This is a genomic window from Rhodococcus chondri, assembly GCF_036327435.1.
In the GTDB taxonomy this organism is placed as follows: Bacteria; Actinomycetota; Actinomycetes; order Mycobacteriales; family Mycobacteriaceae; genus Rhodococcus; species Rhodococcus chondri.
Window position 1 is genome coordinate 24217 of the sequence record NZ_JAUZMZ010000019.1, and the last position, 21746, is coordinate 45962.

General features: G+C 67.4%; 28 protein-coding genes, 1 tRNA gene and 1 pseudogene. 12 read left to right on the forward strand and 18 right to left on the reverse strand.

The window, feature by feature from the left end:
• Positions 1-13: 13 nt before the first annotated feature.
• A complete protein-coding gene (gene mscL, locus Q8814_RS05530) occupies positions 14-484 on the reverse strand; it encodes a large conductance mechanosensitive channel protein MscL (protein ID WP_330151018.1) in 471 nt (156 codons plus the stop codon).
• 124 nt (positions 485-608) lie between these two features.
• On the opposite strand from mscL (Q8814_RS05530), the gene arsC reads away from it, so the two are divergent.
• Positions 609-956, forward strand: a complete 348-nt coding sequence (gene arsC / locus Q8814_RS05535) for an arsenate reductase (glutaredoxin) (RefSeq protein ID WP_330151019.1) — start codon at positions 609-611, stop codon at positions 954-956.
• 26 nt (positions 957-982) lie between these two features.
• On the opposite strand, the gene Q8814_RS05540 is transcribed toward arsC, so the two are convergent.
• Positions 983-2197 (reverse strand): arginine deiminase, encoded by a 1215-nt coding sequence (locus tag Q8814_RS05540; protein ID WP_330151020.1) that lies wholly within the window; start codon positions 2195-2197, stop codon positions 983-985.
• A gap of 57 nt (positions 2198-2254) precedes the next feature.
• On the opposite strand from Q8814_RS05540, the gene Q8814_RS05545 reads away from it, so the two are divergent.
• Positions 2255-2722 (forward strand): FABP family protein, encoded by a 468-nt coding sequence (locus Q8814_RS05545; protein WP_330151021.1) that lies wholly within the window; start codon positions 2255-2257, stop codon positions 2720-2722.
• Positions 2723-2743: 21 nt separating this feature from the next.
• Here Q8814_RS05545 and Q8814_RS05550 read toward each other — a convergent pair whose 3' ends face one another.
• Both Q8814_RS05550 and Q8814_RS05555 read right to left on the reverse strand, forming a co-directional pair.
• Positions 2744-3619 carry an SDR family oxidoreductase gene (locus tag Q8814_RS05550; protein ID WP_330151022.1) on the reverse strand — a complete coding sequence of 292 codons (876 nt, stop codon included), beginning with the start codon at positions 3617-3619 and terminating at the stop codon, positions 2744-2746.
• Positions 3620-3687: 68 nt separating this feature from the next.
• A complete protein-coding gene (locus Q8814_RS05555; protein ID WP_330151023.1) occupies positions 3688-3831 on the reverse strand; it encodes a hypothetical protein in 144 nt (47 codons plus the stop codon).
• Positions 3832-3976: 145 nt separating this feature from the next.
• Between Q8814_RS05555 and Q8814_RS05560 the strand changes: the two genes are divergently transcribed.
• On the forward strand, positions 3977-4633 hold the full coding sequence (locus Q8814_RS05560) for a class I SAM-dependent methyltransferase (RefSeq protein WP_330151024.1): 657 nt from the start codon (positions 3977-3979) through the stop codon (positions 4631-4633).
• Positions 4634-4688: 55 nt separating this feature from the next.
• On the opposite strand, the gene Q8814_RS05565 is transcribed toward Q8814_RS05560, so the two are convergent.
• The 5 genes from Q8814_RS05565 to Q8814_RS05585 form a co-directional block, all read right to left on the reverse strand.
• Positions 4689-4764 (reverse strand) — tRNA-Ala (locus tag Q8814_RS05565).
• Between the two features lie 165 nt (positions 4765-4929).
• Positions 4930-5739, reverse strand: coding sequence for a divisome protein SepX/GlpR (sepX, locus tag Q8814_RS05570; RefSeq protein WP_330151025.1), 810 nt, complete (start codon positions 5737-5739; stop codon positions 4930-4932).
• 243 nt (positions 5740-5982) lie between these two features.
• Complete coding sequence (locus tag Q8814_RS05575; RefSeq protein ID WP_330151026.1) at positions 5983-6618, reverse strand: GNAT family N-acetyltransferase; 636 nt, start codon at positions 6616-6618, stop codon at positions 5983-5985.
• Positions 6618-7883 carry a molybdotransferase-like divisome protein Glp gene (gene glp, locus Q8814_RS05580; protein WP_330151027.1) on the reverse strand — a complete coding sequence of 422 codons (1266 nt, stop codon included), beginning with the start codon at positions 7881-7883 and terminating at the stop codon, positions 6618-6620. The genes Q8814_RS05575 and glp overlap by 1 nt, the downstream gene beginning before the upstream one ends.
• 42 nt (positions 7884-7925) lie before the next feature.
• Complete coding sequence (locus tag Q8814_RS05585; RefSeq protein WP_330151028.1) at positions 7926-8837, reverse strand: UTP--glucose-1-phosphate uridylyltransferase; 912 nt, start codon at positions 8835-8837, stop codon at positions 7926-7928.
• A gap of 61 nt (positions 8838-8898) precedes the next feature.
• On the opposite strand from Q8814_RS05585, the gene Q8814_RS05590 reads away from it, so the two are divergent.
• From Q8814_RS05590 to mscL (Q8814_RS05605), 4 genes are all read left to right on the forward strand, one after another.
• Positions 8899-9489 carry a 5-formyltetrahydrofolate cyclo-ligase gene (locus tag Q8814_RS05590; protein ID WP_330151029.1) on the forward strand — a complete coding sequence of 197 codons (591 nt, stop codon included), beginning with the start codon at positions 8899-8901 and terminating at the stop codon, positions 9487-9489.
• Between the two features lie 99 nt (positions 9490-9588).
• Entirely contained in the window at positions 9589-9894 is a 306-nt protein-coding gene (locus Q8814_RS05595) for an FmdB family zinc ribbon protein (protein WP_330151030.1), read from the forward strand.
• A 96-nt stretch (positions 9895-9990) separates the two neighbouring features.
• On the forward strand, positions 9991-10713 hold the full coding sequence (locus Q8814_RS05600; RefSeq protein ID WP_330151031.1) for an SAF domain-containing protein: 723 nt from the start codon (positions 9991-9993) through the stop codon (positions 10711-10713).
• A 114-nt stretch (positions 10714-10827) separates the two neighbouring features.
• Complete coding sequence (gene mscL, locus Q8814_RS05605) at positions 10828-11262, forward strand: large-conductance mechanosensitive channel protein MscL (RefSeq protein WP_330151032.1); 435 nt, start codon at positions 10828-10830, stop codon at positions 11260-11262.
• An 85-nt stretch (positions 11263-11347) separates the two neighbouring features.
• Here the strand turns inward: mscL (Q8814_RS05605) and Q8814_RS05610 are convergent, their stop codons facing one another.
• The 8 genes from Q8814_RS05610 to mrf all read right to left on the reverse strand — a co-directional run bounded on the left by Q8814_RS05610 (position 11348) and on the right by mrf (position 19241).
• A complete protein-coding gene (locus tag Q8814_RS05610; RefSeq protein WP_330151033.1) occupies positions 11348-12016 on the reverse strand; it encodes an MspA family porin in 669 nt (222 codons plus the stop codon).
• Between the two features lie 53 nt (positions 12017-12069).
• Positions 12070-12879 (reverse strand): MspA family porin, encoded by an 810-nt coding sequence (locus Q8814_RS05615; RefSeq protein WP_330151034.1) that lies wholly within the window; start codon positions 12877-12879, stop codon positions 12070-12072.
• 837 nt (positions 12880-13716) lie between these two features.
• A complete protein-coding gene (locus Q8814_RS05625) occupies positions 13717-14214 on the reverse strand; it encodes a MogA/MoaB family molybdenum cofactor biosynthesis protein (RefSeq protein ID WP_330151035.1) in 498 nt (165 codons plus the stop codon).
• Between the two features lie 101 nt (positions 14215-14315).
• A complete protein-coding gene (locus tag Q8814_RS05630) occupies positions 14316-15536 on the reverse strand; it encodes a S1C family serine protease (RefSeq protein ID WP_330151036.1) in 1221 nt (406 codons plus the stop codon).
• 125 nt (positions 15537-15661) lie between these two features.
• Positions 15662-17041, reverse strand: coding sequence for a HAMP domain-containing sensor histidine kinase (locus Q8814_RS05635; protein ID WP_330151037.1), 1380 nt, complete (start codon positions 17039-17041; stop codon positions 15662-15664).
• Positions 17042-17049: 8 nt separating this feature from the next.
• A complete protein-coding gene (locus tag Q8814_RS05640) occupies positions 17050-17739 on the reverse strand; it encodes a response regulator transcription factor (protein WP_330151038.1) in 690 nt (229 codons plus the stop codon).
• Between the two features lie 83 nt (positions 17740-17822).
• Positions 17823-17996 (reverse strand): 50S ribosomal protein L32, encoded by a 174-nt coding sequence (gene rpmF / locus Q8814_RS05645; protein ID WP_330151039.1) that lies wholly within the window; start codon positions 17994-17996, stop codon positions 17823-17825.
• 27 nt (positions 17997-18023) lie between these two features.
• A complete protein-coding gene (mrf, locus tag Q8814_RS05650) occupies positions 18024-19241 on the reverse strand; it encodes a ribosome hibernation factor-recruiting GTPase MRF (protein ID WP_330151040.1) in 1218 nt (405 codons plus the stop codon).
• Between the two features lie 120 nt (positions 19242-19361).
• On the opposite strand from mrf, the gene rpmB reads away from it, so the two are divergent.
• From rpmB to Q8814_RS05675, 5 genes are all read left to right on the forward strand, one after another.
• Entirely contained in the window at positions 19362-19598 is a 237-nt protein-coding gene (gene rpmB, locus Q8814_RS05655) for a 50S ribosomal protein L28 (RefSeq protein ID WP_330151041.1), read from the forward strand.
• Complete coding sequence (rpmG, locus tag Q8814_RS05660; RefSeq protein WP_330151042.1) at positions 19598-19765, forward strand: 50S ribosomal protein L33; 168 nt, start codon at positions 19598-19600, stop codon at positions 19763-19765. The genes rpmB and rpmG overlap by 1 nt, the downstream gene beginning before the upstream one ends.
• A 4-nt stretch (positions 19766-19769) precedes the next feature.
• Positions 19770-20075 carry a 30S ribosomal protein S14 gene (rpsN, locus tag Q8814_RS05665; RefSeq protein ID WP_330151043.1) on the forward strand — a complete coding sequence of 102 codons (306 nt, stop codon included), beginning with the start codon at positions 19770-19772 and terminating at the stop codon, positions 20073-20075.
• 10 nt (positions 20076-20085) lie between these two features.
• On the forward strand, positions 20086-20343 hold the full coding sequence (gene rpsR / locus Q8814_RS05670) for a 30S ribosomal protein S18 (protein WP_330151044.1): 258 nt from the start codon (positions 20086-20088) through the stop codon (positions 20341-20343).
• Between the two features lie 191 nt (positions 20344-20534).
• A complete protein-coding gene (locus Q8814_RS05675; RefSeq protein ID WP_330151045.1) occupies positions 20535-21461 on the forward strand; it encodes an AEC family transporter in 927 nt (308 codons plus the stop codon).
• On the opposite strand, the pseudogene Q8814_RS05680 reads toward Q8814_RS05675, so the two are convergent.
• Positions 21450-21746: pseudogene (locus tag Q8814_RS05680) on the reverse strand (ABC transporter ATP-binding protein); the annotation flags it as partial. The gene Q8814_RS05675 and the pseudogene Q8814_RS05680 sit on opposite strands and share 12 nt — an antisense overlap.

Genomic DNA, 21746 nt, shown 5'->3' on the forward strand with positions numbered 1-21746 from the left:
TCGATGCGGACGGTCAGACGCGGACCTTGTCGCCACGAAGCCGGTCGTCGTCGGCAGCGGTGTCGTCCGACACGGTCTTGTCCGCGGCGGTGTTGTACGAACCCGTCTCGAGCAGGTCGCGGATCTGGATGAGAAGGTCCGTCTCGCTCAACGGCTCGTCCTCGGGTTCCTTGTCCGGCGCGAACCGGGCCTTGGCGGCGTTGACCGGCAGAATGAGCACGAAGTAGACGACCGCCGCGATGATGAGGAAATTGATGGCCGCGGAGATGACGGCGCCGAGGTTGATGAACGTGGCGTCGTTGGAGGCGATGAGGCGGAAGCCGAAGCCCATCTCGTTGTCGCCGCCCACGGCGGCGACGAGCGGGTTGACGATGTGATCGGTGAACGCGGTGACGATCGCGGTGAACGCGGCGCCGACGACGACCGCGACCGCGAGTTCGATGACGTTTCCACGCAGCAGAAAATCTTTGAATCCGTTGAACATTAGTCCCGCATGCCTTTCATTCCTGTAGGCATTCGGTTGAAACGCCCTCGAAAGCTTAAAGTTGCGGGCCATACGCTTCAACAGGGACATTTCCGGCGGCCGGAGAGAAGGGCAGAATCACACCATGGCAAAGACTGCGACCATCTATCACAATCCCCGCTGCAGCACGTCTCGCAACACCTTGAAGGTGCTGCAGGAGGCGGGGCTCGAACCGACGATCGTCAAGTACCTCGAGACCCCTCCGTCGCGGGATGCGCTGCGCAAGTTACTCGATGATGCCGGACTGAAGCCGAGCGAGGCCATCCGCAAGAAGGAGGATCTCTACAAGGAACTGAACCTTGCCGACGCTTCGGAAGAAGAGTTGCTGGTCGCGATGGTGGACAACCCGATTCTCATCGAACGTCCCCTGGTCGTGACCGACAAGGGCACCGTTCTCGCCCGCCCCGTCGACAGGGTCCGCGACATTCTCTGACGCCATTCTCCGCCCCGCTCGAGCCCTTACGTCAAGGCTCCACGCGCGAGCGGGCACGACATGCAGCGCGGACCGCCGCGGCCGGAGCCCAGCTCCGACCCGGCGATCCGCAGCACCTCGATGCCGGCGTCCTCCAGCCGGGTGTTCGTCTCGACGTTGCGCTCGTAGGCAACCACCACCCCCGGCGACACGGCAAGCGTGTTGTTGCCGTCGTCCCACTGTTCCCGCTCTGCCACAACGGAATCGAGACCCGTGTCGATGACGCGGAGCTTTTCGATTCCCATCGCATCGGCCGCGGCCTCGAGGAACGGACGGGGACCGCCGATCCGCGCACCGCCGTCGTCACGACGAATAGTGAAGGCCTGCAATGTGTCCCGGATTGCCGGATACATCACGACGGCGTCGACATCGACCATGGTGCAGACGGTGTCCAGGTGCATGGACGCACGCTGCTGCTCGATGGGCACGGCCAGCACGGTGTGCGCGAGATCGTCCTCGAATACGCTGCGGGCCAGCGCTTCTGCTCCGGCCGGACTCGTGCGCTCCCCCACCCCGACGGCAACGACCCCCGGCGCGAGCAACAGCACGTCCCCACCCTCGACGGGCGCGGTGTGCGACTCGTAGGCGCGTCGCACACCGAGGAAACCGGGATGGAATGCGTAGATGAGGTCGGTGAGGTTGGTTTCGCGGCGGCGCGCCGGCAACGCCAGCGTCGGGATCGCGATGCGCGGACCGATCCAGAACGACGAATCCCGTGTGAACAACAGGTTGGGCAGTGGATCGATCACGAAGTCGGCGCCGTGATGCATCAGCCGCACCAGCGAGGGTGCGGCCCCGAGACCGGTTTCGGGCAGTTCGTCGAAGGTCATTCCCGCGATGAGGATTCGGGCCAGATCCGGGGCGGGCACCGTGCGCCGGTGTCCCGCGAGTTCCTCCGCGAGTGCATGGCCGAGACGCCGGGCGTCGACGGCCGACGTAATGCTCTGGACGCGCGCCGCGCCGCTCGTCTCGAGCGTTTCGGTGAGCAGGTCGGCAAGCAGAAGCACCGCGACACCGCGACCGCGCAGCACCTCGGCGAAGGCATCGTGTTCCTCCTGTGCCCGCGCAACCCAGGGGAGCGCGTCGAACAGCAACTGGTCGCTGTTGCGAGGCGTGAGCCGTTCGAGTTCGGCGCCGGGCCGGTGCAACATCACGGCAGTCAACGCACCGACTTCGGAATCGACACCCCACGTACGGCTCATGTGTCAACGTTAGCGAGGATATCGAGGGCACGCGCTGGCAAAAGACGAGGAGTTCACATGACCGACGACGATCCGCTCGGAGTTCTGGCACCGTTCGCGGGACGCTGGGTGGGAGGCGGCGACGGCCACTACCCCACGATCGACGATTTCGCGTACGACGAAACGATCGAGTTCGCCTCGATGCCGGGTAAGCCCTTCCTGATGTATGTCAGCCGGACCCGGCACAGCACCGAAGGCCGTCCCCTGCATACCGAGAACGGCTATCTGCGTCGCGCCGGCGACGCGGTGGAACTGCTCGTGTCGCAGCCGACGGGATTCGTCGAGATCCAGCGCAGCCGCCTCACCGACGGTGTACTGGACTTCGAGACCGTGGTACTCGAACGGTCTCCGGAGGCGAAACCGGTCCACGAATTGCGGCGCAGGTTCGTGCTCGACGGCGACACCCTCGAATACGACCTGTGGATGGCGCACGCCGAAACTCCGCTCACCCACCACCTGCACGCGCAGTTGCGCCGCGAGAAATAGCCGACTCTCACTCCAGGACGATCACTGCGCGCGCCGCTCCTTCTTCGTAGCGCTGCTGCGCAGCACACGGCGGAAGTAGTCGTTGCCCGCCTGCATCACCACGTTGTACGGCGGCGCGAACTTCCGGGCCCACCAGAAACCGAACCGGGTGTCGAACGAGGTGTACACCATGAAGCGGTTCTTCTTGATGCCGGTGAGGATGGCCTGCGCGACCTTCTCCGGCGACGCGGCGTGCTTGACGAAACGCTCGGTCAGTTTGCGTACCTCGGGACTGTTGCGGTCGACACCGACGATCTCCACGGTGTCGACGAGCGGTGTGCGCACCGCGCCGGGCACGACGAGCGACACTCCGATGCGCTCCCGTTTCAGGTCGAAGCGCAGTACTTCGGAGACACCGCGCAACCCGAACTTGCCGGCGCTGTAGGCGGAGTGCCACGGCAGTGCGAGCAGGCCCGCCGCGGAGGAAACGTTGACGAGGTGCCCGCCGCGACCGGCCTCGATCATGGGTGGCACGAAGTTCTCGATGACGTGGATGGGCCCCATGAGGTTGACGTCGACCATCAGTTTCCAATGCCGATGTTCGAGACGGTCGACCGTGCCCCACACCGACACCCCCGCGACGTTGGCGACGATGTCGAGGCTGCCGCAGCGCTCGTGCACGTCGTTCGCGAAGGCGGTGACGGCGTCGTAATCGGAGATGTCGAATGCCGCAGTGTGCAGCACCACGCCACCGCGTTCCCGGACGGTGCGCGCAACGTCGTCGAGACCACCCGCGGACAGATCCGTGAGGATCAGTTCGGCACCTTCACCGGCGGCTGCGAGCGCGAGAGCTCGCCCGATTCCGCTGGCCGCGCCCGTGACGAGAAACTTGATGCCGCGCAGATCCTTGATCGCCATGGCGACACCCTAACGGCCGTGGCTGTTGTGAGCGCAGCGATCGATGAGGCCCGTGTTGCGCAGCGCTCTCAGAGTCGCTGCGCCATTTCCTCCTGGTATTCGTGAATCGTCCGCTCGATCATGTCGGCGTCTTCGTCGCGGCCCTCGTTGCGTGCGAGGTCGGCGCGGTCGCGCAGCACCCGAATCGCGCGACGAAGCTCTTCGTCACTCATCCTGTGGTCCATGACTCACAGTCTGACCGGTTCTGCCGGACCTCGCCATCGGTCAAGCGTCCAAGTCCCGGACGGCTGGCTTCGGGTGGACCCGAAGCCGCATCATCACAGGGGAAGCAGAGTCGATTATCAGGAGGAATCCGAGATGTCCGATGTGACGCCCGCAGAATTCTGGGAAGCCCGCTACACCGACAGCGGCGGACTCTGGTCGGGCAATGCCAACCCCACGTTCGTCGCGGCCGTGTCGGATCTGCCACCGGGTACGGCGCTGGACCTGGGATGCGGGGAGGGCGGCGACACGATCTGGCTGGCCGATCGGGGATGGACCGCGACGGGAATCGACATCTCGCCCACCGCCGTTCGCCGTGCGGCCGAGACCGCCCGATCCGCCGGAATCCCGGACGACCGCGTCCGGTTCGTTGCCGCCGACCTCGCCACCTGGGAGAGCGACGACTCCTACGATCTCGTCGCCGCGTCGTTTCTGCACTCTCCCGTGGACTTCCCGCGCACCGAGGTGCTTCGCCGCGCCGCCGAACTCGTGGCTCCGGGCGGACACCTGCTGATCCTCTCCCACGCCGACTTTCCGCCGTGGGCGGGTGCCGGCGACCGGAACGCCGAGGAACACGGCGAGGCCCATCACGAGCACCGCTTCCTGACTCCGGCCGAAGAGATCGAAGCGCTCGCCCTCGACCCGGGCCGCTGGGACGTCCTGGTCGCCGAGACGCGGGAGCGGGACGCGACCGGACCGGACGGCACGCACGCGGTGCTGTCGGACGTGGTTGTGCTGCTGCACCGCAACTGAGCCACCGCAACGGAAGAATCCCTGCCGAGGATCTCGGCAGGGATTCTTCGAGTAATGGTGGAGCTGAGGGGAATCGAACCCCTGACCTCTTCGATGCGAACGAAGCGCGCTACCAACTGCGCCACAGCCCCGCAGCCCCATGTGGAGCCGACTCGGAAACCTTAGCAAATCATCGCGGCCAACACGAAATCCGGGTATAGGCGCAGGTCAGCGGGCAAGTCGGACCGCAAAAGGCCCGCACCACGGTGCGGGCCTCCTGCAGGGTTTCGTGGGTTGTGGCTACTGCGTGGGTGCGGCTACTGCCCTGCCGCCCGGGGCACGACGTACTCGTCGGACTCGTCGACATACTCGGGCTCGGCGTAGTCGGCGCCTTCGTCGTGGAAACCGTCGAGGTGATCGAACTCGGGGTCTTCGTCGTCGATTTCGAGAACCACCGCGCCGGGTCGGCGCAGACGCGCCGGCACCAGGCTGAGTTCGTCGTCGCTGTGCGATTCGACACCGAGCCGCGACCGGTGGAGTCGCGCCATGCGACGCCGCCTGATCTCCTGCTCGAGATTCACCTGACGACGCAGATAGAACAGGTAACCCAGAAGTGCCGTGCACACCGCGGCGCACAGGGCCCACAACGCGGACGAGACGATCAGGGCGAGCGCCGCCGTCATGATCGCCGCGATGAGCAGGCCGAGCACGGTCCGCTGGCGGAATTCGTAGCGGGCGGCGCGTGCGACGGCGTCGGCGTGGGGGTCGAAACCGCCACGACCGCGGCGTTCGGGGACGAATTCGCGAACTGGGGCGCGTTCGGCAGGGTACTCGTCGAGTTCGGTGTCGAGGGCGGGGTCGAGCCGGTCGTCGATCTGAGTCTTCATGCGGTCCTCCGCTGGGTGGCGGTGTGGGCGATCACGACTCGGACGCCAATTCGGGTCGCTGCGATGACCGGCCGCCGGACCACGGGGAGTGATCGGATCGTCGTCGCCGCGATGCAGAACCCGAGTCGCGAGTGCGGCGTCGGTCGTCTGTCGGATACGAGGACGCTTCGTGACCAGCATCGGCACCAGAACGAACAACCACACGGCTACGAGCCCGATCCACAGGAGTGAGTTCGGCATTCCGGCGGCCCTCCCTCCCAGTCGTCGCGTACCAGCCCGTCGACGTCACTGACCTCTCTGAGGTTAACGGCAGCCACGCCGTCACCGGGACAGAAACGCCGACTCAGATGACTACAGTTGTCACAGCGGTCACGCAAAACCACGCGACACTTTCTTCACTCTAGTCACATTGATCTTCATGAGGGAGGGGATTGTTACTCATGTTCAACGTAACCCTCGTTACACGAAGTGGCTCGGTGTCGATCACACCCAGCTCGCGCGACCGCTTCTCACCAGGCGGTCCGAGACCGATCCCGGAACCTCCTCGATAGTCATCGCGACCAGCATGTGGTCACGGAAACGGCCGTGCACGTCGAGATACCGCTTCAGCAGTCCTTCTTCGCGGAAACCCACGTTGCTCAGGACCGCGCGGCTCGCGACATTCTCGGGACGCACCGTCGCTTCCACGCGATGCAATCCGACCGGACCGAAGCAGTGGTCGAGACCGAGCGCAACCGCGGCGGTCGCCACGCCGAGCCCGTTGACGTCCTTGGCCACCCAGTAGCCGATCCACGCCGACCGCAGGGCACCGCGCACGATGTTCCCGACGGTGAGCTGCCCGCAGAACCGCCCGTCCAGCTCGATCGCCATCGGCACCATGTGCCCCTTTCGGGCCTCCGCCCGCAGGGAGCTGTACACGCCCGGCCACACCGAGATGTGATGACGCATCTCCCACGGCGACTCGCCGGTCGGCTCCCACGGCTCGAGATGCTCGCGATTCTGCAGCCGCAGACGGCTCCACGCCGCGGCATCGCGCAGACGTAGCGAGCGGAGCGAGACGAGACCGCCCGCGACCCGCAGCGGCCCGAGCTCGGCCGGCCATCCGGGGTGACGGGTCATCAACCGCGCTGCCCGAGAAACGCCACGTCGACAGGATCCCCCGTTCGGACCTCGGAAACGTCCGGTTCCACCAGCACCAGGCAATTGGCCTCGGCCAACGTCGCCAACAGATGCGACGACGCCCCGGCGGCACCCCCGAGGGCCTGCACGAGATAGTCGCCGGTCGTCTCGTCGCGCATCAACTGGCCGCGCAGAAAACCCTTGCGGCCCGGGATCGAGGTGATCGGAGCGACGGTGCGTGCGGCCACGATCCGGCGCATCGGCTGCCGGCGACCGAGCGCGATACGGATGAGCGGGCGGACCATCACCTCGAACACCACGAGCGCACTCACCGGATTGGCCGGAAGCAGAAAGGTGGGGACTTCGTCGCGGCCGAGCTGCCCGAAGCCCTGCACCGACCCGGGGTGCATCGCCACGCGCTGGACCTCGAGGTTGCCCAGGTCGCTCAGGGCTTCGCGCACATCGTCGAGCGCGCCTCCACCGACGGCCCCGGCGATCACCACGATCTCGGCGCGGATCAGCTGTCCCTCGACCACTTCGCGCAGGCGCTTCGGATCGGTGCTCGCAATACCCACCCGGTTGACGTCGGCACCGGCATCGCGCGCCGCGGCGGCCAGGGCGTACGAGTTCACGTCGTACACCTGCCCCGGGCCGGGGGTGCGGTCGACGTCGACGAGTTCGCCGCCCACGGAGATCACCGACAGTCGCGGGCGCGGATGCACCAGCACCTTGTCGCGGCCCACCGCCGCAAGCAGACCCACCTGCGCTGCGCCGATGATCGTGCCGGCCCGCACCGCGACATCGCCGGGCTGGACGTCGTCGCCGGTACGACGCACGTAATCACCCGACCGCACCGGTTGGAGCACCTTGATGCGGGCGCTGCCGCCGTCGGTGCTCTCGAGCGGCAGGACCGCGTCGGCGAGGGTGGGCAGCGGCGCACCGGTGTCGACCCGCACCGCTTGTCGCGGCTGCAGCCTGATCGGCTGGCGGGATCCGGCGCGTACTTCGCCGACGACGGGGAGCGTTACCTCGCCGGCGTCGCCGTCCGAGGATTCCGGGCCGCGGCTCCTGCCCGCGTCCTGAATATCGACGCTGCGCACCGCGTAACCGTCGATCGCGGCCTGATCGAACCCCGGCAGAGGCCGTTCGGTGACCACCTCCTCGGCGCACAGCAACCCCTGTGCCTCGGAAATCGCCACTCGGACCGGCCGGGGCGCGACTGCTGCCGCTGTCACCCGGGCCTGTTGATCCTCAACCGACCGCATACCGCTTCTCGTCCTCCAGAGCCATGACCCGCCGGTCGATCGTCAGCGCTCCAGGCGTTCGACCAGCCATTCGCGCAACGAGGGACCGTATTCCTCGGTGTTCAACGCAGAGTCAACCGCAGCGCGGAGGTAGCCTCCGGGATTTCCGAGATCGTGTCGAGTACCCCGGTGCACCACCACATGGACCGGATGACCCTCTTCGATCAACAGTGCGATCGCGTCGGTCAGCTGAAGTTCGCCGCCCGCTCCCGGCTCGATGCGGCGCAGGGCGTCGAAGATCGCGCGATCGAGCAGATACCGTCCGGCGGCGGCGAACGTCGACGGGGCGTCCTCGACGGCCGGCTTCTCCACCATCCCGAGAACCTTGAGGACGTCGGGGTTGGAGGCATCGGGCACGGTCTCGACGTCGAACACGCCGTACGCGGAGACCTGGTCCTTGGGAACGTCGATCGCGCACAGCACCGATCCACCGCGCTTGCTGCGCACCCTCTGCATGGTTTCGAGGACGCCGACGGGCAGCACCAGGTCGTCGGGGAGCAACACCGCAATCGCATCCTCGTCGGCGTCGAGCGCCGGTTCGGCGCAGGCGACGGCGTGGCCGAGGCCCAGCGGCTGCTCCTGGATGACGGAATCGACCTCGAGCAGGCCGGACGACTTACGCACCTTGGCGAGCAGTTCGTACTTGCCGCGCTCCTCGAGCTTCGATTCGAGCACGAGGTCCTCGACGAAGTGCGCGACGACGCCGTCCTTGCCGGGCGAGGTGACGATGAGCAGACGCTCGGCCCCGGACTCGGCGGCCTCCCCCGCAACAAGCTCGATACCCGGCGTGTCCACGACCGGGAGCAGCTCCTTGGGAACCGTCTTGGTCGCGGGCAGGAAGCGTGTCCCCATTCCGGCTGCAGGAACGACTGCGGTCCTGAAACGCCGCGTGACTTCCGTCGAATTGTTCGTCATAGACTCCCACCCTAACTTTCGCCATCGAAAGTGATGACGCATCGATCCTAAGGTGACTCACATGACCACCCCTGCCAAGTCAGTCTGGCGGACGCGGATAATCGCTGCGCGGCGGGCGCTCGACGACGAGCGGCGCACGCGGGAGGACGCCGCGCTCGCGAGCGCCGTCACCTCCCTCGCCCCCGCCGGATCGATCGTGTGCGCGTACGTCCCGGTGGGGACGGAGCCCGGCTCGCTGTCGCTGCTCGATGCGCTCGTCGATGCCGGCGTCGAGGTGCTCGTCCCCGTGACGACGCCTGGCAATGCGCTCTCGTGGGCCCGTTACACCGGCGCGGACACGCTCATCGCCGCAGGTTACGGACTTCGTGAACCGACCGGCGGGGTCTTGGAGCCGGAGGCGGTCACCGGCGCCCACGCGGTGCTGGTGCCGGCGCTGGCGGTCGATATCCGGGGCGTCCGGCTGGGCCGTGGCGCCGGGTTCTACGACCGCACGCTGCATCTCGCCTCGCCCGATGCGGCGCTGATCGCGGTGGTGCGTGACGACGAACTGGTCGATCTGCTGCCCGAAGATCCTCACGACATCCGGATGGGCTGGGCACTCACCCCGGGGAAAGGGCTGGTCCGGCTGGGTTCGGCCGACCGTGCGAAATAACACAGTCCCTGGCGTTGTTGGCACTGTCGATTGTAGAGTGCTAACGCTGGCTGTAGAGGCTAACGCTGCGGTCCGACTCAATTCGCGGAGGAATTACCGGTGCCCACCTATTCATACGCCTGCACGACCTGCGACAACCGTTTCGACATTGTCCAGTCGTTCAGCGACGACTCGTTGACCGAGTGCCCCGAGTGCAGCGGCAAGCTGCGCAAGCTGTTCAACTCGGTCGGCATCGTGTTCAAGGGCAGCGGCTTCTACCGCACCGATTCGCGCAGCGGCAGCACCGCGAGCGAATCCGCGAAGAGCGACTCCGGCAAGAGCGAGACCAAGTCCGACTCGGCGCCGGCCGCGGCCTCGACGTCGTCGACCAGCACCGCTTCCGCTCCGGCCGCTGCAGCCAGCTGACCCGGAGTTGTCCCCAGGCGCCGGGTTCATCCCCAGGTCGCCCGTAAAGACGCTTCGACGGGCCGACGGGCCGGTTCGACCACTTAGGTTCGGACCATGCCCGTCGGCCCGTCGTCATTTCTGCGCCTGCGCCCGCCCGCTCCTCGCGGTGCCCGGTCCGCCTCCGCAAACCTGCACCCCAGTCTCGCCGACCGCGCGGTCGAGTTCATGCGTCCGGGCTGGGCCCGCACAGTAGCGGCGCGACGAGCCGCAGCAGGCGCGCTCGTCGTCCTCGCCGTCGTTCTCGCCATCCGCGACGATCCCGGCGCCGAGCGGGCCTCCGTCGTCGTCGCCGTACGCGATCTGAGCCCCGGACACGCCCTCACCGCCGACGACGTGGTCGTGGCCGACCGCGAAGCGGCAACGGTGCCCGCCGGCACGCTCACGAACGTGTCCGACGCCGTGGGTCATACCCTCGCCGGTCCGGTACCCGCCGGAGAAGGACTCGTCGACACGAGGATCCTCGGTCCGCGACTGGCTGCGGCTGCCACCGGACTGCCCGACGCCCGGGTCGTGCCCATCCGGCTCGCCGACGCCGGTGTCGGCGACCTGCTGCGCGAAGGCGACCGCGTCGACGTCCTCACGGTCGCCGGCGAATCGACGACGGCGATGCCCGATGCGCATGTGCTGGCCCGAGGCGCCGTCGTGGTACTCGCCGAGCATTCGACGACCGGCCGCGAGCAGCGTGAACGCGTCGTCCTCGTGGCCCTCGAACCCGAACAGGCGACGGCGGTGGCGGCGGCGTCGCTCGTGAACGCACTGACGGTAACGCTGCACTGACTCCGCACAGCGCCTGCTGGGGCTATCGTCCCCCATGACAGTGATCCACACCACAGACGGATCCACACCACAGGCGCCAAGTCCGCACGCGCGGCCTACCGAGCGGAGAACAGCATGCTGAAAGGCTTCAAAGACTTCTTACTGAGAGGCAACGTCCTCGATCTCGCCGTTGCGGTCGTGATCGGCACCGCCTTCACGGCCATCGTCACCGCCTTCACCGAGTACGTCATCAACCCGCTGATCGCCGCGCTCGGCGGCGACAACGAGATGGGCTGGGGATTCCAGATCGTCGGCGACAACTCCGCGACATTCATCAATATCGGCGCGGTGATCTCTGCTGCCATCAACTTCATCATCATCGCCGCGGTCGTGTACTTCGTGCTCATCGTCCCCGCCAACGCCGCGAAGAAAAGGTTCACCACCGAACCGGCCGACAAGCAGGCCAGCGCAGAAGACCTGCTCATCCAGATCCGCGACATCCTCGAATCACAGGCCGCACAGGCCGGTCAGGGCGGCGCGCACGCCAAGCCCGCGCCCGACCAGCTGTAGCCCCCGCCCACGAAAAAGACTGGGCCCACTCGGAATCCGAGTGGGCCCAGCCGGTGGTGCGGTTCGGCAGTTGCCGGACGTCTACTTAGACGGTCCAGGCCTGTCCGTAGGTGGTGACGTTGTCGCCGTTCGCGGTGATCGCGCGGACGAACGGACGGACCTGGACAGCGCCGAGGACGCCGGAGGCAGTGCCGTGGACGTTGGCGAACTGAACGGTCTTGAAGTCACCGTCGAACTCGCCCTCGGCGACGACGAGCTCCTCGATGCCCGGAGCCGGGGTCAGCTCGAGCTCGGCGTAGGCCTGCGGGAGAACGTTACCGATCTTGACATTCGCCTCGCCGAGGCTGAGGCCGCCTGCGTCGGCCTCGGGCTTGAGCTTGAGGTCGGCGCCGAGCGTCGGGGTCGAGTAGGTGACGCCGATGGCGCCGTCGATGCTGCCGGCCCATGCGAACTGGTAGCCGAACTGCATGGTGGTGCCCTCGGTGTCGGCAGCCTTCTCACCGAGAAGGTTGACGGTGCCGCGGCCGTTGTGGAAGAACTCGCGGTTGAACGGGCTGCCGCCGAGAGCCGCGACGCCGTGGATGTTGGTGTCTTCCTGGGTCACGACAACCTCGAGGCCGTCGGAGACGATGCGGTTCTGGTCGTTGACCTCGGCCGATGCGGCACCCGAGGCACCGAGGACCAGGCCGAGCACGGCGGCACCGGCGACGGTGGCGTTACGAGCGGCCTTGAAGCCACGCGACTTGATTCCCATGATTACTCCGTTTGTGGTGGTGGGGATTTCTTGCGGGAACGGGCGGAGCAGGACTAGAGAGTCCAGACCTGGCCGTAGGTGGTGACGTTGTCGCCGTTGTCGGTGATGACGCGGACGAACGGACGCAGGGAGACCGGGCCGATGACACCGGTCGCGGCGCCGTGGACGTTGGCGATCTGAACTTCCTTGAAGTCGCCGTCGAAGTCGCCCTCGGCCACGACGATCTCTTCGATGCCCGGAGCCGGGGTCAGCTCGATAGCAGCGGTGGCCTGCGGAAGAATATTGTCGATCTTGGTCGTGACCTCGGAGAGCTCGATATCTCCCGGCTCGTCCAGCTTTTCGTAGAGGGTTTCGGTTTCGTAGACCGTATTGCCCTCTTCGTCCTCGACCTCCTTGCCAGCATCATCCTTTACCGGAATCAGCTGGTCGTTTTCGTCCCGCTTCGGAACCTCGACCTCTTTATATTGCGCGGGGCGTGTGGCCTTGAGATCAGTAGCCACGCCGGGGCTGGTCCAGCTGAAGCCGATCGCACCGTCGACCGACGCCGACCACGCAACCTGGTAGCCGAACTGGAAGGTCGAGCCCTCGAAGTCTGCTGCTTCGGGGCCGACGATGTTGGCCAGACCGCGACCGTTGTGGAACCACTCGCGGCTCAGCGGGCTGCCACCGATCGGGGGAACACCCTGGATGAAGGTGTCTTCCTGGGTGACGATGACCTCGTGGCCGTCGGAGACGATCCGGTTCTGATCGTTGACCTCGGCGCTAGCCGCTCCGGCCGATCCGAGAACCAGACCGGCCACGGCGGCCGCCGCCACCGTGGCGTTGCGGGCGGTCCTGAAACCGCGTCGCGTCTGAATCTTCATGAATGCCTCATCCGTTCTCTGCGTGCCGGGTTGCGCACCCGCGTCCGACAACTGCTGGTCGCCCTGTCGCCCGCGAGGCGTGTTCACAAAGAACACACCGCCGGAACCAGCCGCCGGTGTGTTCGCGTGTGTCCAACGTCCGCACGGTAATTGCGTTACCGGTTCGTGACCAAGGCCAAGCCTTTCGTGACCTCGCCTTGACCTCATCGAACCTGAGAGGAGATTAGACCGTGACCAATCCCAGGGCAACGCCTACGCCGGTGAGCAGACCAGGTGGCCGGGAGGCAAATAAAGCTCGGGTGACACACGCGGTAACGGAAACCACGGTTCACCCCAATCGGCGAGAGTTGTCCTTTTTGGGATACAAGCGGTATGCGCTTTCGCGCATAGACGCAGGTGGACTCCTCCAATGTGTGCATTATCAGTGCACAAATCCGCCCGAATATGTGAGCGACAACACAAGAAACATGGTCTTCGAAGGTGGCGCGAAGGGAACGCTCAGGTTGCCGTCAGGTTTCCTTGTGGCAATAACCGGGCGACAAAAGCGCCGAGCCCGTCGATCATGGTGACGTAGATCACGTTTTCCCGTGGTGTGGTGGCACCTGGCTCCGAAGCCATTCGTCCGAATCACCCGAGTACGCCTCGCCGGTACCGCGTTCGTCGCGGGTCGTCTCGGGAAGTACATCGCCGAAGATGCGGGCGAGCCGCGCCCGGTCTGCCCGGGCGCGGCTCTTCTCCTCCGACTTCGCGGTCGACTCGCCGGCCGTGTCGTCGGAGGGCTTGTCGTCCGACAGTCGGTCGTCGGAGTCCTTCTTCTTGCTGCTGTCGGTAATGGCGCTACTCCTCCACCCGCGACAAGTCTTCGATGACGTGCGTGGCCAACGGCAGCAGGGTCGCCATGCCGTCGCGGATCGCAGCACGCGACGACGCGAGATTGACGACGAGTGTCGAACCCGAGACCCCGACCAACCCACGTGACAGTCCTGCGTCGACCGCGCCGGAAGCGAGACCGGACGCCCGCAGCGCTTCGGCGATGCCCCGGATCTCGTGATCGAGAACCTCTTCGGTCGCGTCGGGGGTGACGTCGCGCGGCGTCACGCCGGTGCCGCCGACGGAGATCACCAGGTCGACCCCGCCGATCACGGCCGTGTTGAGGGCGTTGCGGATCTCCACCTCGTCGGCCGACACCGAGACCACCCCGTCGACGGCGTAACCGGCCTCCACCAGCAACTCGGTGACCAGCGGACCTGCCGAGTCGGGGCTGTCACCGTGGGACACGCGGTCGTCGACGATCACTACGAGGGCGCGTCCGATTCTGGGGGCTTCGAGTTCCATGGATTCCACGGTAGTTCCCACCCCCGCGAGGCGCGCTGTATGTCCGAGAATGTGAACCATGTCCGTCTCCTGATCCATTCGGGTCTGCCTCGTCGATCGCGTCATCGACCGCCGCTGTCGGCGTCCGACGCAGTTTGCACGTCAACCGTGGTTTCGTTACCCCGCGCGTCCTCGTAGGTGATCTTCACCGTGTCCCCCGGGGGGACCGAACGGATCGCGGCGATCAGGGCGTCGCCGTCGGTGACGACTCTGTCGCCGACGCGGGTGATCACCGCGCCCTCCGGAATGCCGGCCGCCGCAGCGGGACCGTCCGGAACCACCTGGGAAACCGTCGCGCCGTTCGAGTTGTCGCGCACCGGCACCTGCACGCCGATGATCGCGTGCGTCGCGGTGCCGGTGTCGATGAGTTCCTGCGCGATGCGGCGTGCCTGTTCGACGGGGATCGCGAAGCCGAGCCCGATCGACCCGGCCTGACCGCCGGACGTAGCGATCGCGGTATTGATTCCGACGAGTCTGCCGTCCATATCCACGAGCGCACCACCCGAGTTGCCGGGGTTGATGGCGGCGTCCGTCTGCACCGCGTCGATCACGGTGTTCTGGTTCCCGGCTTCACCGCTCGTCGACACCGGCCGATTCAGGGCCGAGACGATGCCGGAGGTGACCGTGCTCTCGAGCCCGAGCGGTGATCCGACCGCCACCACGGGCTGTCCGACCTGCAGGTCGTCGGAACTACCCAGTTCGATCGGGGTGAGGTCGGTGCGTCCCTCGGCGCGGATCACCGCAATGTCGGATACCGGATCGGTACCGACCACCGTGGCCGGTGCGGAAGAACCGTCCGAGAAGTACACCGTGAGATCGGCACCCGGGCCACCACCGGCCACCACGTGATTGTTGGTGAGGATCAATCCGTCCGACGACAGCACGACACCGGAACCTTCACCGGCACCCACGCGCCCGAGGACCTCGATGCGGACGACGCTGGGCACGACCCGCTCGGCGACGGCCTGCACCGACCCTGGCGGTGCGCTGGCGACGGTCTCGGTGGCCGGCCGGGGTGCGTCCAGGGCATTGGTCACGGGCACACCGCTACCCGAATCACGGACGGACCACGCCCCCACCGCGCCGCCGATACCTCCACTGACCACGGCCAGCGCAATCGCGCCGACGACGAGCGCAGTGCGTCCGGGCATCCGCCCGGACTGCTGCGCCGGCGGCTGCGTCACCGGCTGGTGGGATGGATACGGCGTCGTCGGCTGGTAACCGTACGGGTTGGGCTGCTGCGGGTCCGGCACTCCCGGACCGCGGGTGGGATCCTCGCTCATCTACTCATCCGCCTTCGTCTACACGAGCACCTTGCGGTGCCGTCGTCTGTATCAAGGATGTACCCACCGGCTGAGAAGCCGCTTAATGTCGAACCTCGATTTTCCTGGCAATCCGGTCGGAGGCGTCAGCTGTCGAGTTGTGGCGTGCCGGGCAGCACGATGCGGATGAGTGCGCCGCCGCGTTCGGACCGGTCCACGGCGATCGTCCCGCCGTGTTTCATCACGATCTGCCGCACGATGGCGAGACCGAGCCCGGAGCCGGGCATCGACCGGGCCGTCGTGGCGCGATAGAAGCGCTCGAACACCAGCTCTCGTTCTTCCTCCGGAATGCCGGGGCCGGCGTCGTCGACCGTCAGCTCCATCAACCCGGTGCCGATCGGCTGCATACGGACGAGCACCTCCGCACCTGCCGGGCTCCACTTGGCGGCGTTGTCGAGCACATTGACGACGGCGCGAGTGAGCGCCGCGTGGTCACCGAACACGAACCACTGCTCGGTGGTGGCGTTGAAGTCGATCTCGGTGCGGCGCCGCCGTGCGCGTTCGAGGCTGCGGTCGACGACCTCCGCGATATCGACCGTCTCGAAGGCGGTTTCGGGGGCGTCCTCACGTGCAAGATCGACGAGGTCGCCCACGAGCGTCGACAATTCCTCGATCTGCCCGACGACGTCTTCGCGCAGCTCCGCCATGTCGTCGGCGGGCAGTGTGGGGGCGCCCGGGCGGCTCGCGGCGATGAGCAGCTCCGTGTTGGTGCGCAGCGATGTCAGCGGGGTCCGCAGCTCGTGGCCGGCATCGGCGACGAGGCGACTCTGTCGTTCGCGGGATTCGGCGAGCGCCCGCAGCATCATGTTGAAGCTCTCGGTCAGCCGGGCCAGCTCGTCGTGCCCGGTGACCCGGATGGGTCGCAGATCATCCGTCCGCGCGACACGTTCGGCGGCGGCCGTCAGCCGCGCGACGGGACGCAGACCGGTCCGGCCCACCGTCGCACCCGCCGCCCCGGCGAGCACCACGCCGCAACCGCCGACGACGAACAGCACGCTCGCCAGCCGATTGAGAATCTCCACGGTGGGACGCAGGCGCTGCGCGATGACGATGGTGCTGCCGTCGGGGATGCGCTGCGCGAGCACCCGCTGCTGCGCCACGGTGCGCAGCGACGATTCCTGTTCGCCTTCCGCGACCGCGAGTTCGGGGTCGCCGATGGGAACAGCCGACCCCGGCGGCACGTACCGGCCGAGGTCGGGATAGATCAGCGCGACGCTGATCTCGGAGCTGTAGAGCTGGGCCCCGCCGATGTAGCGGGGATCGTAGGTGATGAGCGTGCTCGATTCGACGAGGGCAGCCGCGCGTGCCTGGAGCTGCTTGTCGACGTCGGCGTACAGCGCGCGTGCCACGACGGCATATGCGGCGATGGAGGTCACCGCGACGGCGATGGCCACAGCCCCGGCAGCGAGCAGCGTCACGCGGGTACGCAGCGGCACCGCCCGGGTCAGGAACATCGGTGGGCGCATCGACCCACTCACGGTGGGGTCTCGCGCAGCACGTACCCGACGCCGCGCACCGTGTGGATCAGCCGGGGCTCACCGCCGGCTTCGGTCTTGCGCCGCAGATATCCCACATACACCTCGAGCGCGTTGCCGGAGGTCGGGAAGTCGTAACCCCACACCTCCTCGAGGATGCGGCTGCGGGAGAGCACTCGGCGTGGGTTCGCCATCAGCATTTCCATCAGCGCGAACTCGGTACGCGTGAGGCTGATCTGCCGCTCACCCCGGATCACCTCGCGGGTGGCGGGGTTCAGTGTGAGGTCCTCGAACCTGAGGGTTTCCTCGGCCGGCCCGTCCGGATCGGGGCCGGCTCGGCGCAGCAGCGCGCGGAGCCGGGCGAGCAGTTCCTCGAGCGCGAACGGTTTGGGCAGGTAGTCGTCGGCGCCGGCATCGAGTCCGGCGACCCGCTCCGACACGGAGTCGCGTGCCGTCAGCACCAGGATCGGCAGGTCGTCGCCGGTGCTGCGCAGTCGCCGGCACACCTCGAGACCGTCGACGCGCGGCATCATGACGTCGAGGACCATCGCGTCCGGTCGCGCTGCCGCAAGCCGGTCGAGCGCGTCCTGTCCGTCGGTGGCCAATTCGACGTTGTATCCGTTGAAGCTGAGGGATCGGCGCAGTGACTCCCGCACTGCCCGGTCGTCGTCGACCACCAAGATGCGCATAGGCAACAGTGTGTACCGGACCGCTGAGAAGTGCCTGAGAACGCCGCCGGGTCACCGCCGCCGGGTAGTCGCGGGAGTGCGGCTCAGAAGTCGCGCGGGTCGAGCACACCGAGCCGGACGGCCTTGACCAACCGGCGCGGCACACGATGCGTCACGCCGGCCACGGTGACCTCGACCAGATCGGGAGCCTTCGTGTGCCACTGCGCCCGTCGGCTGCGGGTGTTGGACCGGGACATGCGGCGCTTGGGAACTGCCACGGAATTGCCTCTCGTTTGTCGGGGAGGTCATGCGTGTCCTTCGTTTCGGGTGGAGGTGCGCTCTGCCGGGACCTCCTCGCACGGGTCGTGGTGGTAGTCGCCGAACGGGTCGTCCCAGTCCGGCCACGTGTCGGGGGACGCCCACTCGTCGTCGCTGAGCAGCGCCTCCTCCAGCGCGCGCAGGATCTCCTGAGGGTCGGCGTCGTGGGCGAGGACGACGAGGGACGAATCGCGGTCGCCGTAGGTGTCGTCCCAGCCCAGCGCCGCCATCGCGCGGCGCGTCGCCGGTACCCGGTCCTGCTGTTCGGGGGTCATGGTCGCGAGCCACGGTCCTGCCTGCGCAACCCGCAGCCCTCCCCCGGCCGACTCGAGCAGCAGGGCGTTGCCGGGTTGGGTCGCGACCCAGGCGCGACCGCGGGCCCGCACGACACCGTCGAGCAGGACGTCTACGGCGTCGTGCAGCCGCTGCGGATGGAACGGCCGCCGGGCGCTGAACTCGATCAGTTGCACGCCGCAGTCCTCGTCGAGCGGGGGCCGGCCGCGCAGCAGCGGTGAGTAGGCGTCGGACACCTCCCCGCGCCGCGCCGTGGGCGGTATCCGGCCCAGCAGGTCCTCGATGGGAGCGTCGGCGGCCCACGCGATCGGGGCGCCCGGGGCCAGCCGTGCGAGCACCGCATGCAAGCGTGCCTGTTGCCAGCCGTCCGTCCCCGGCCGCACGACGAGGGCGTCGGCGAACTCGACCTGGCCGACGACGACCTGCGCGACGGTGCGATCGTCGCCGCTGCCGGGCCGCAGGTCCACGTCGCCGGTGGCGTCGTCGAGCCAGGTGGCGGCGTCGAGGCAGGTCACGACACCGTCGATGCGCACGTCGCGCACGGCCGGTCCGTCGATCTGCCCGACCACCCCCGCGACGACGACGTGCTCGACGGCCCAGCACAACGCTTCCGGTTCGAGCTGCGGATCCAGATGAAGCACGATCCGGTCCACCGTGCTGTAGGTGTGCAGTCTGCGCAGCAGCGGCAGCAGGTCTTCGCGCAGCGTGCAGGAGACACAACCGTGCGCGAGTTCGAGGACTTCGAGTCGCTCGTCGTCGACGGTCGTCACCGTGCGCCGGCCGACTCCCTCGCCGACAGGGTCGAGGTCGTGGTGCACGACGACGGTGCCCGGTCGCAGCAGCGCGTGGGCGGTGTCCGAGGTCGGTCCGTGCCGGCCGGACACGACGATCAGCGGTGTCCTGGTGTCCACCCCGCCTCCTTTCGATAATGGTTGTCATTAACTTTTCGGAAGCGTACAGTCGGCGTCGCCATTTGTCGAAAATGATTGTCGTTATGCCTATTGGGGCCTCGCGACAGGAAGGACCGCACCGTGTCGGCGCACTGCCAGGTCACCGGACGCACTCCCGGCTTCGGGAAATCCGTCTCCCATTCCCACGTCCGCACCAACCGGCGCTGGGATCCGAACATCCAGCGCAAGACCTATTACGTGCCCTCCGAGAAACGGCGCGTCACCCTCACCCTCTCGGCGAAAGGCATCAAGACGATCGACCGCGACGGCATCGACGCCGTCGTCGCACGACTCCGCGCCCGGGGAGTGAAACTCTGATGGCCTCGCGCAACGAGATCCGCCCGATCGTCAAACTCCGCTCCACCGCCGGTACCGGCTACACGTACGTCACCCGCAAGAACCGGCGCAACGACCCCGACCGCCTCGTCCTGCGCAAATACGACCCGATCCTGCGCCGGCACATCGACTTTCGCGAAGAGAAGTAGACCCGTGGCCAAGAAGTCGAAGATCGCCCGCAACGAACAGCGCCGCCTCGTGGTCGCCCGCTACGCCGAGCGTCGCGCCGGACTGAAGGAGGTCATCCGCCGCCCGTCGAGCACCGACGACGAACGCCGCGCAGCCGCGGCCGCCCTGCAGCGTCTGCCGCGCGACGCCAGTCCGGTACGATTGCGCAATCGAGACGCTGCGGACGGCCGCCCCCGCGGCCACCTTCGGAAATTCGGGCTCTCGCGCATTCGTGTGCGCGAACTCGCGCACCGCGGGGAGTTACCGGGCGTCCACAAGTCGAGCTGGTGAGGAGCGAACCATGGCAGTCAAGAGAGCCCCGTCGAAGAAGTCGCGTGCTGTCGAGGGCCGCAAGCCCAAGAAGAATCCGCTCTTCGCGGCAAAGATCGAGTACGTCGACTACAAGGACGTGAACCTGCTCCGCACGTTCATCTCCGACCGCGGCAAGATCCGCAGCCGTCGCGTCACCGGCCTGACCCCGCAGCAGCAGCGTCAGGTCGCCATCGCGGTGAAGAACGCCCGCGAGATGGCCCTGCTCCCCTACGTGAGCAGCAAGTAGGCGTCGGCACCGGATAAGCCGAACGCATTCGACGTCCCTTCTGCCTCCGGGCGGGAGGGACGTTGTCATCTCCGGGCTCCTCGCTACCGTGCTTGCTTCGCGCTTCGACCACAGCCGTAGCGGACGGCAAACGTGCGAGCGTGAAGGACGCACCGGTCCAGGCACTCGGCGGCTCGTTAGAGTGAGCAATCATGTCGGGCGTGTTCGCGGGGTTCAGCGTCATCTTCGTGATCATCGCGATCGGGTTCGTCCTCGGCCGCCGCGGCACCCTCGGCACCGAGGCGCAGTTCGTGCTCAGCCGCCTGGTGTTCTTCGTCGCGACCCCCGCGCTGCTGTTCGACGTCCTCGCGACATCCGATCTCTCGGTCATCTTCTCCGCGAACCTCTACGTCGCCGCCGCCACCGCGTTCGCCGTGGCCATCGCGTACTTCGTGATCGCGAAACTGTGGCTGCGACGCCGGGTTCCCGAACTGACGATCGGCGCGCTGTGCGCCGGCTACGTCAATTCCGCCAACCTCGGCATCCCGATCGCGGTGTTCGTGCTCGGCGACGCGTCGTTCGTCGCACCGCTGCTGTTGTTCCAGATCGTCGTGCTCTCCCCGCTCGCCCTGACGATGCTGGACCTGTCGACGATGCGACCGGGCGCCTCCCGCCTCGACACCCTCACCGCGCCGTTCCGGAACCCGATCGTCCTCGCGGGCGCCGCCGGTCTGGCCGTCGCGATCAGCGGGTGGACGATGCCCGACGCGCTGCTGCAGCCCTTCCACCTGCTCGGCGGCGCGTCGGTGCCGGGCGCACTGCTCGCGTTCGGGCTGTCACTGCAGGGTGTGCGGGTGCTCGAGAAGGGCACCAGCCCGCGACGCGACGTCGCGCTCGCGGCGGTGCTCAAGATCGTCGTCCAGCCGCTGCTCGCCTACGCCATGGGCCGCTTCCTGCTGGGCCTCGACGGGCCGGAACTGTTCGCCGTGGTGGTCGTCGCGACCCTTCCCACCGCGCAGAACGTGTTCGTCTACGCCAGCGCGTACGGGCGCGGCACCGTCCTCGCCCGCGACTCCGCGCTCGTCACGACCCTCGCCTCGATCCCCGCACTCGGTGTGGTCGCGGCGCTACTGGCCTGACCGCGGCCCCCGCCCCGACGACCACGCCGCCCACAGTCGCGCGTACCGCCCACCGCGCCGCACGAGTTCGTCGTGGCTGCCCTGTTCGACGATGCGCCCGTCGTCCATCAGCACGATCCGGTCGGCTTTCGCGGCCTGACTGAGCCGGTGCGCGACGATCAGCGCCGAACGTCCCCGCAGCGCGTGCTCGGCCGACGCCTCGAGTTCGTCGGCGCCCGCGCTGCCCGCGTCGGCGGTCGCCTCGTCGAGGATGACCAGGGCGGGATCGAGCAGGATCAGCCGCGC

Bases quoted from the DNA above. Each gene is read 5' to 3' on its own strand.
- Q8814_RS05635 (WP_330151037.1), bottom strand. From the start codon at position 17,041: ATGCGCCCACCGATGTTCCTGACCCGGGCGGTGCCGCTGCGTACCCGC.
- mscL (WP_330151018.1), bottom strand. From the start codon at position 484: ATGTTCAACGGATTCAAAGATTTTCTGCTGCGTGGAAACGTCATCGAA.
- Q8814_RS05540 (WP_330151020.1), bottom strand. From the start codon at position 2,197: ATGAGCCGTACGTGGGGTGTCGATTCCGAAGTCGGTGCGTTGACTGCC.
- Q8814_RS05555 (WP_330151023.1), bottom strand. From the start codon at position 3,831: ATGAGTGACGAAGAGCTTCGTCGCGCGATTCGGGTGCTGCGCGACCGC.
- Q8814_RS05640 (WP_330151038.1), bottom strand. From the start codon at position 17,739: ATGCGCATCTTGGTGGTCGACGACGACCGGGCAGTGCGGGAGTCACTG.
- Q8814_RS05590 (WP_330151029.1), top strand. From the start codon at position 8,899: ATGACCACCCCTGCCAAGTCAGTCTGGCGGACGCGGATAATCGCTGCG.
- Q8814_RS05675 (WP_330151045.1), top strand. From the start codon at position 20,535: ATGTCGGGCGTGTTCGCGGGGTTCAGCGTCATCTTCGTGATCATCGCG.
- Q8814_RS05575 (WP_330151026.1), bottom strand. From the start codon at position 6,618: ATGACCCGTCACCCCGGATGGCCGGCCGAGCTCGGGCCGCTGCGGGTC.
- Q8814_RS05550 (WP_330151022.1), bottom strand. From the start codon at position 3,619: ATGGCGATCAAGGATCTGCGCGGCATCAAGTTTCTCGTCACGGGCGCG.
- Q8814_RS05560 (WP_330151024.1), top strand. From the start codon at position 3,977: ATGTCCGATGTGACGCCCGCAGAATTCTGGGAAGCCCGCTACACCGAC.
- sepX (WP_330151025.1), bottom strand. From the start codon at position 5,739: ATGCCGAACTCACTCCTGTGGATCGGGCTCGTAGCCGTGTGGTTGTTC.
- Q8814_RS05585 (WP_330151028.1), bottom strand. From the start codon at position 8,837: ATGACGAACAATTCGACGGAAGTCACGCGGCGTTTCAGGACCGCAGTC.
- Q8814_RS05630 (WP_330151036.1), bottom strand. From the start codon at position 15,536: ATGAGCGAGGATCCCACCCGCGGTCCGGGAGTGCCGGACCCGCAGCAG.
- Q8814_RS05625 (WP_330151035.1), bottom strand. From the start codon at position 14,214: ATGGAACTCGAAGCCCCCAGAATCGGACGCGCCCTCGTAGTGATCGTC.
- glp (WP_330151027.1), bottom strand. From the start codon at position 7,883: ATGCGGTCGGTTGAGGATCAACAGGCCCGGGTGACAGCGGCAGCAGTC.
- Q8814_RS05600 (WP_330151031.1), top strand. From the start codon at position 9,991: ATGCCCGTCGGCCCGTCGTCATTTCTGCGCCTGCGCCCGCCCGCTCCT.
- rpsR (WP_330151044.1), top strand. From the start codon at position 20,086: ATGGCAGTCAAGAGAGCCCCGTCGAAGAAGTCGCGTGCTGTCGAGGGC.
- mscL (WP_330151032.1), top strand. From the start codon at position 10,828: ATGCTGAAAGGCTTCAAAGACTTCTTACTGAGAGGCAACGTCCTCGAT.
- Q8814_RS05610 (WP_330151033.1), bottom strand. From the start codon at position 12,016: ATGGGAATCAAGTCGCGTGGCTTCAAGGCCGCTCGTAACGCCACCGTC.
- arsC (WP_330151019.1), top strand. From the start codon at position 609: ATGGCAAAGACTGCGACCATCTATCACAATCCCCGCTGCAGCACGTCT.
- rpmG (WP_330151042.1), top strand. From the start codon at position 19,598: ATGGCCTCGCGCAACGAGATCCGCCCGATCGTCAAACTCCGCTCCACC.
- Q8814_RS05545 (WP_330151021.1), top strand. From the start codon at position 2,255: ATGACCGACGACGATCCGCTCGGAGTTCTGGCACCGTTCGCGGGACGC.
- Q8814_RS05615 (WP_330151034.1), bottom strand. From the start codon at position 12,879: ATGAAGATTCAGACGCGACGCGGTTTCAGGACCGCCCGCAACGCCACG.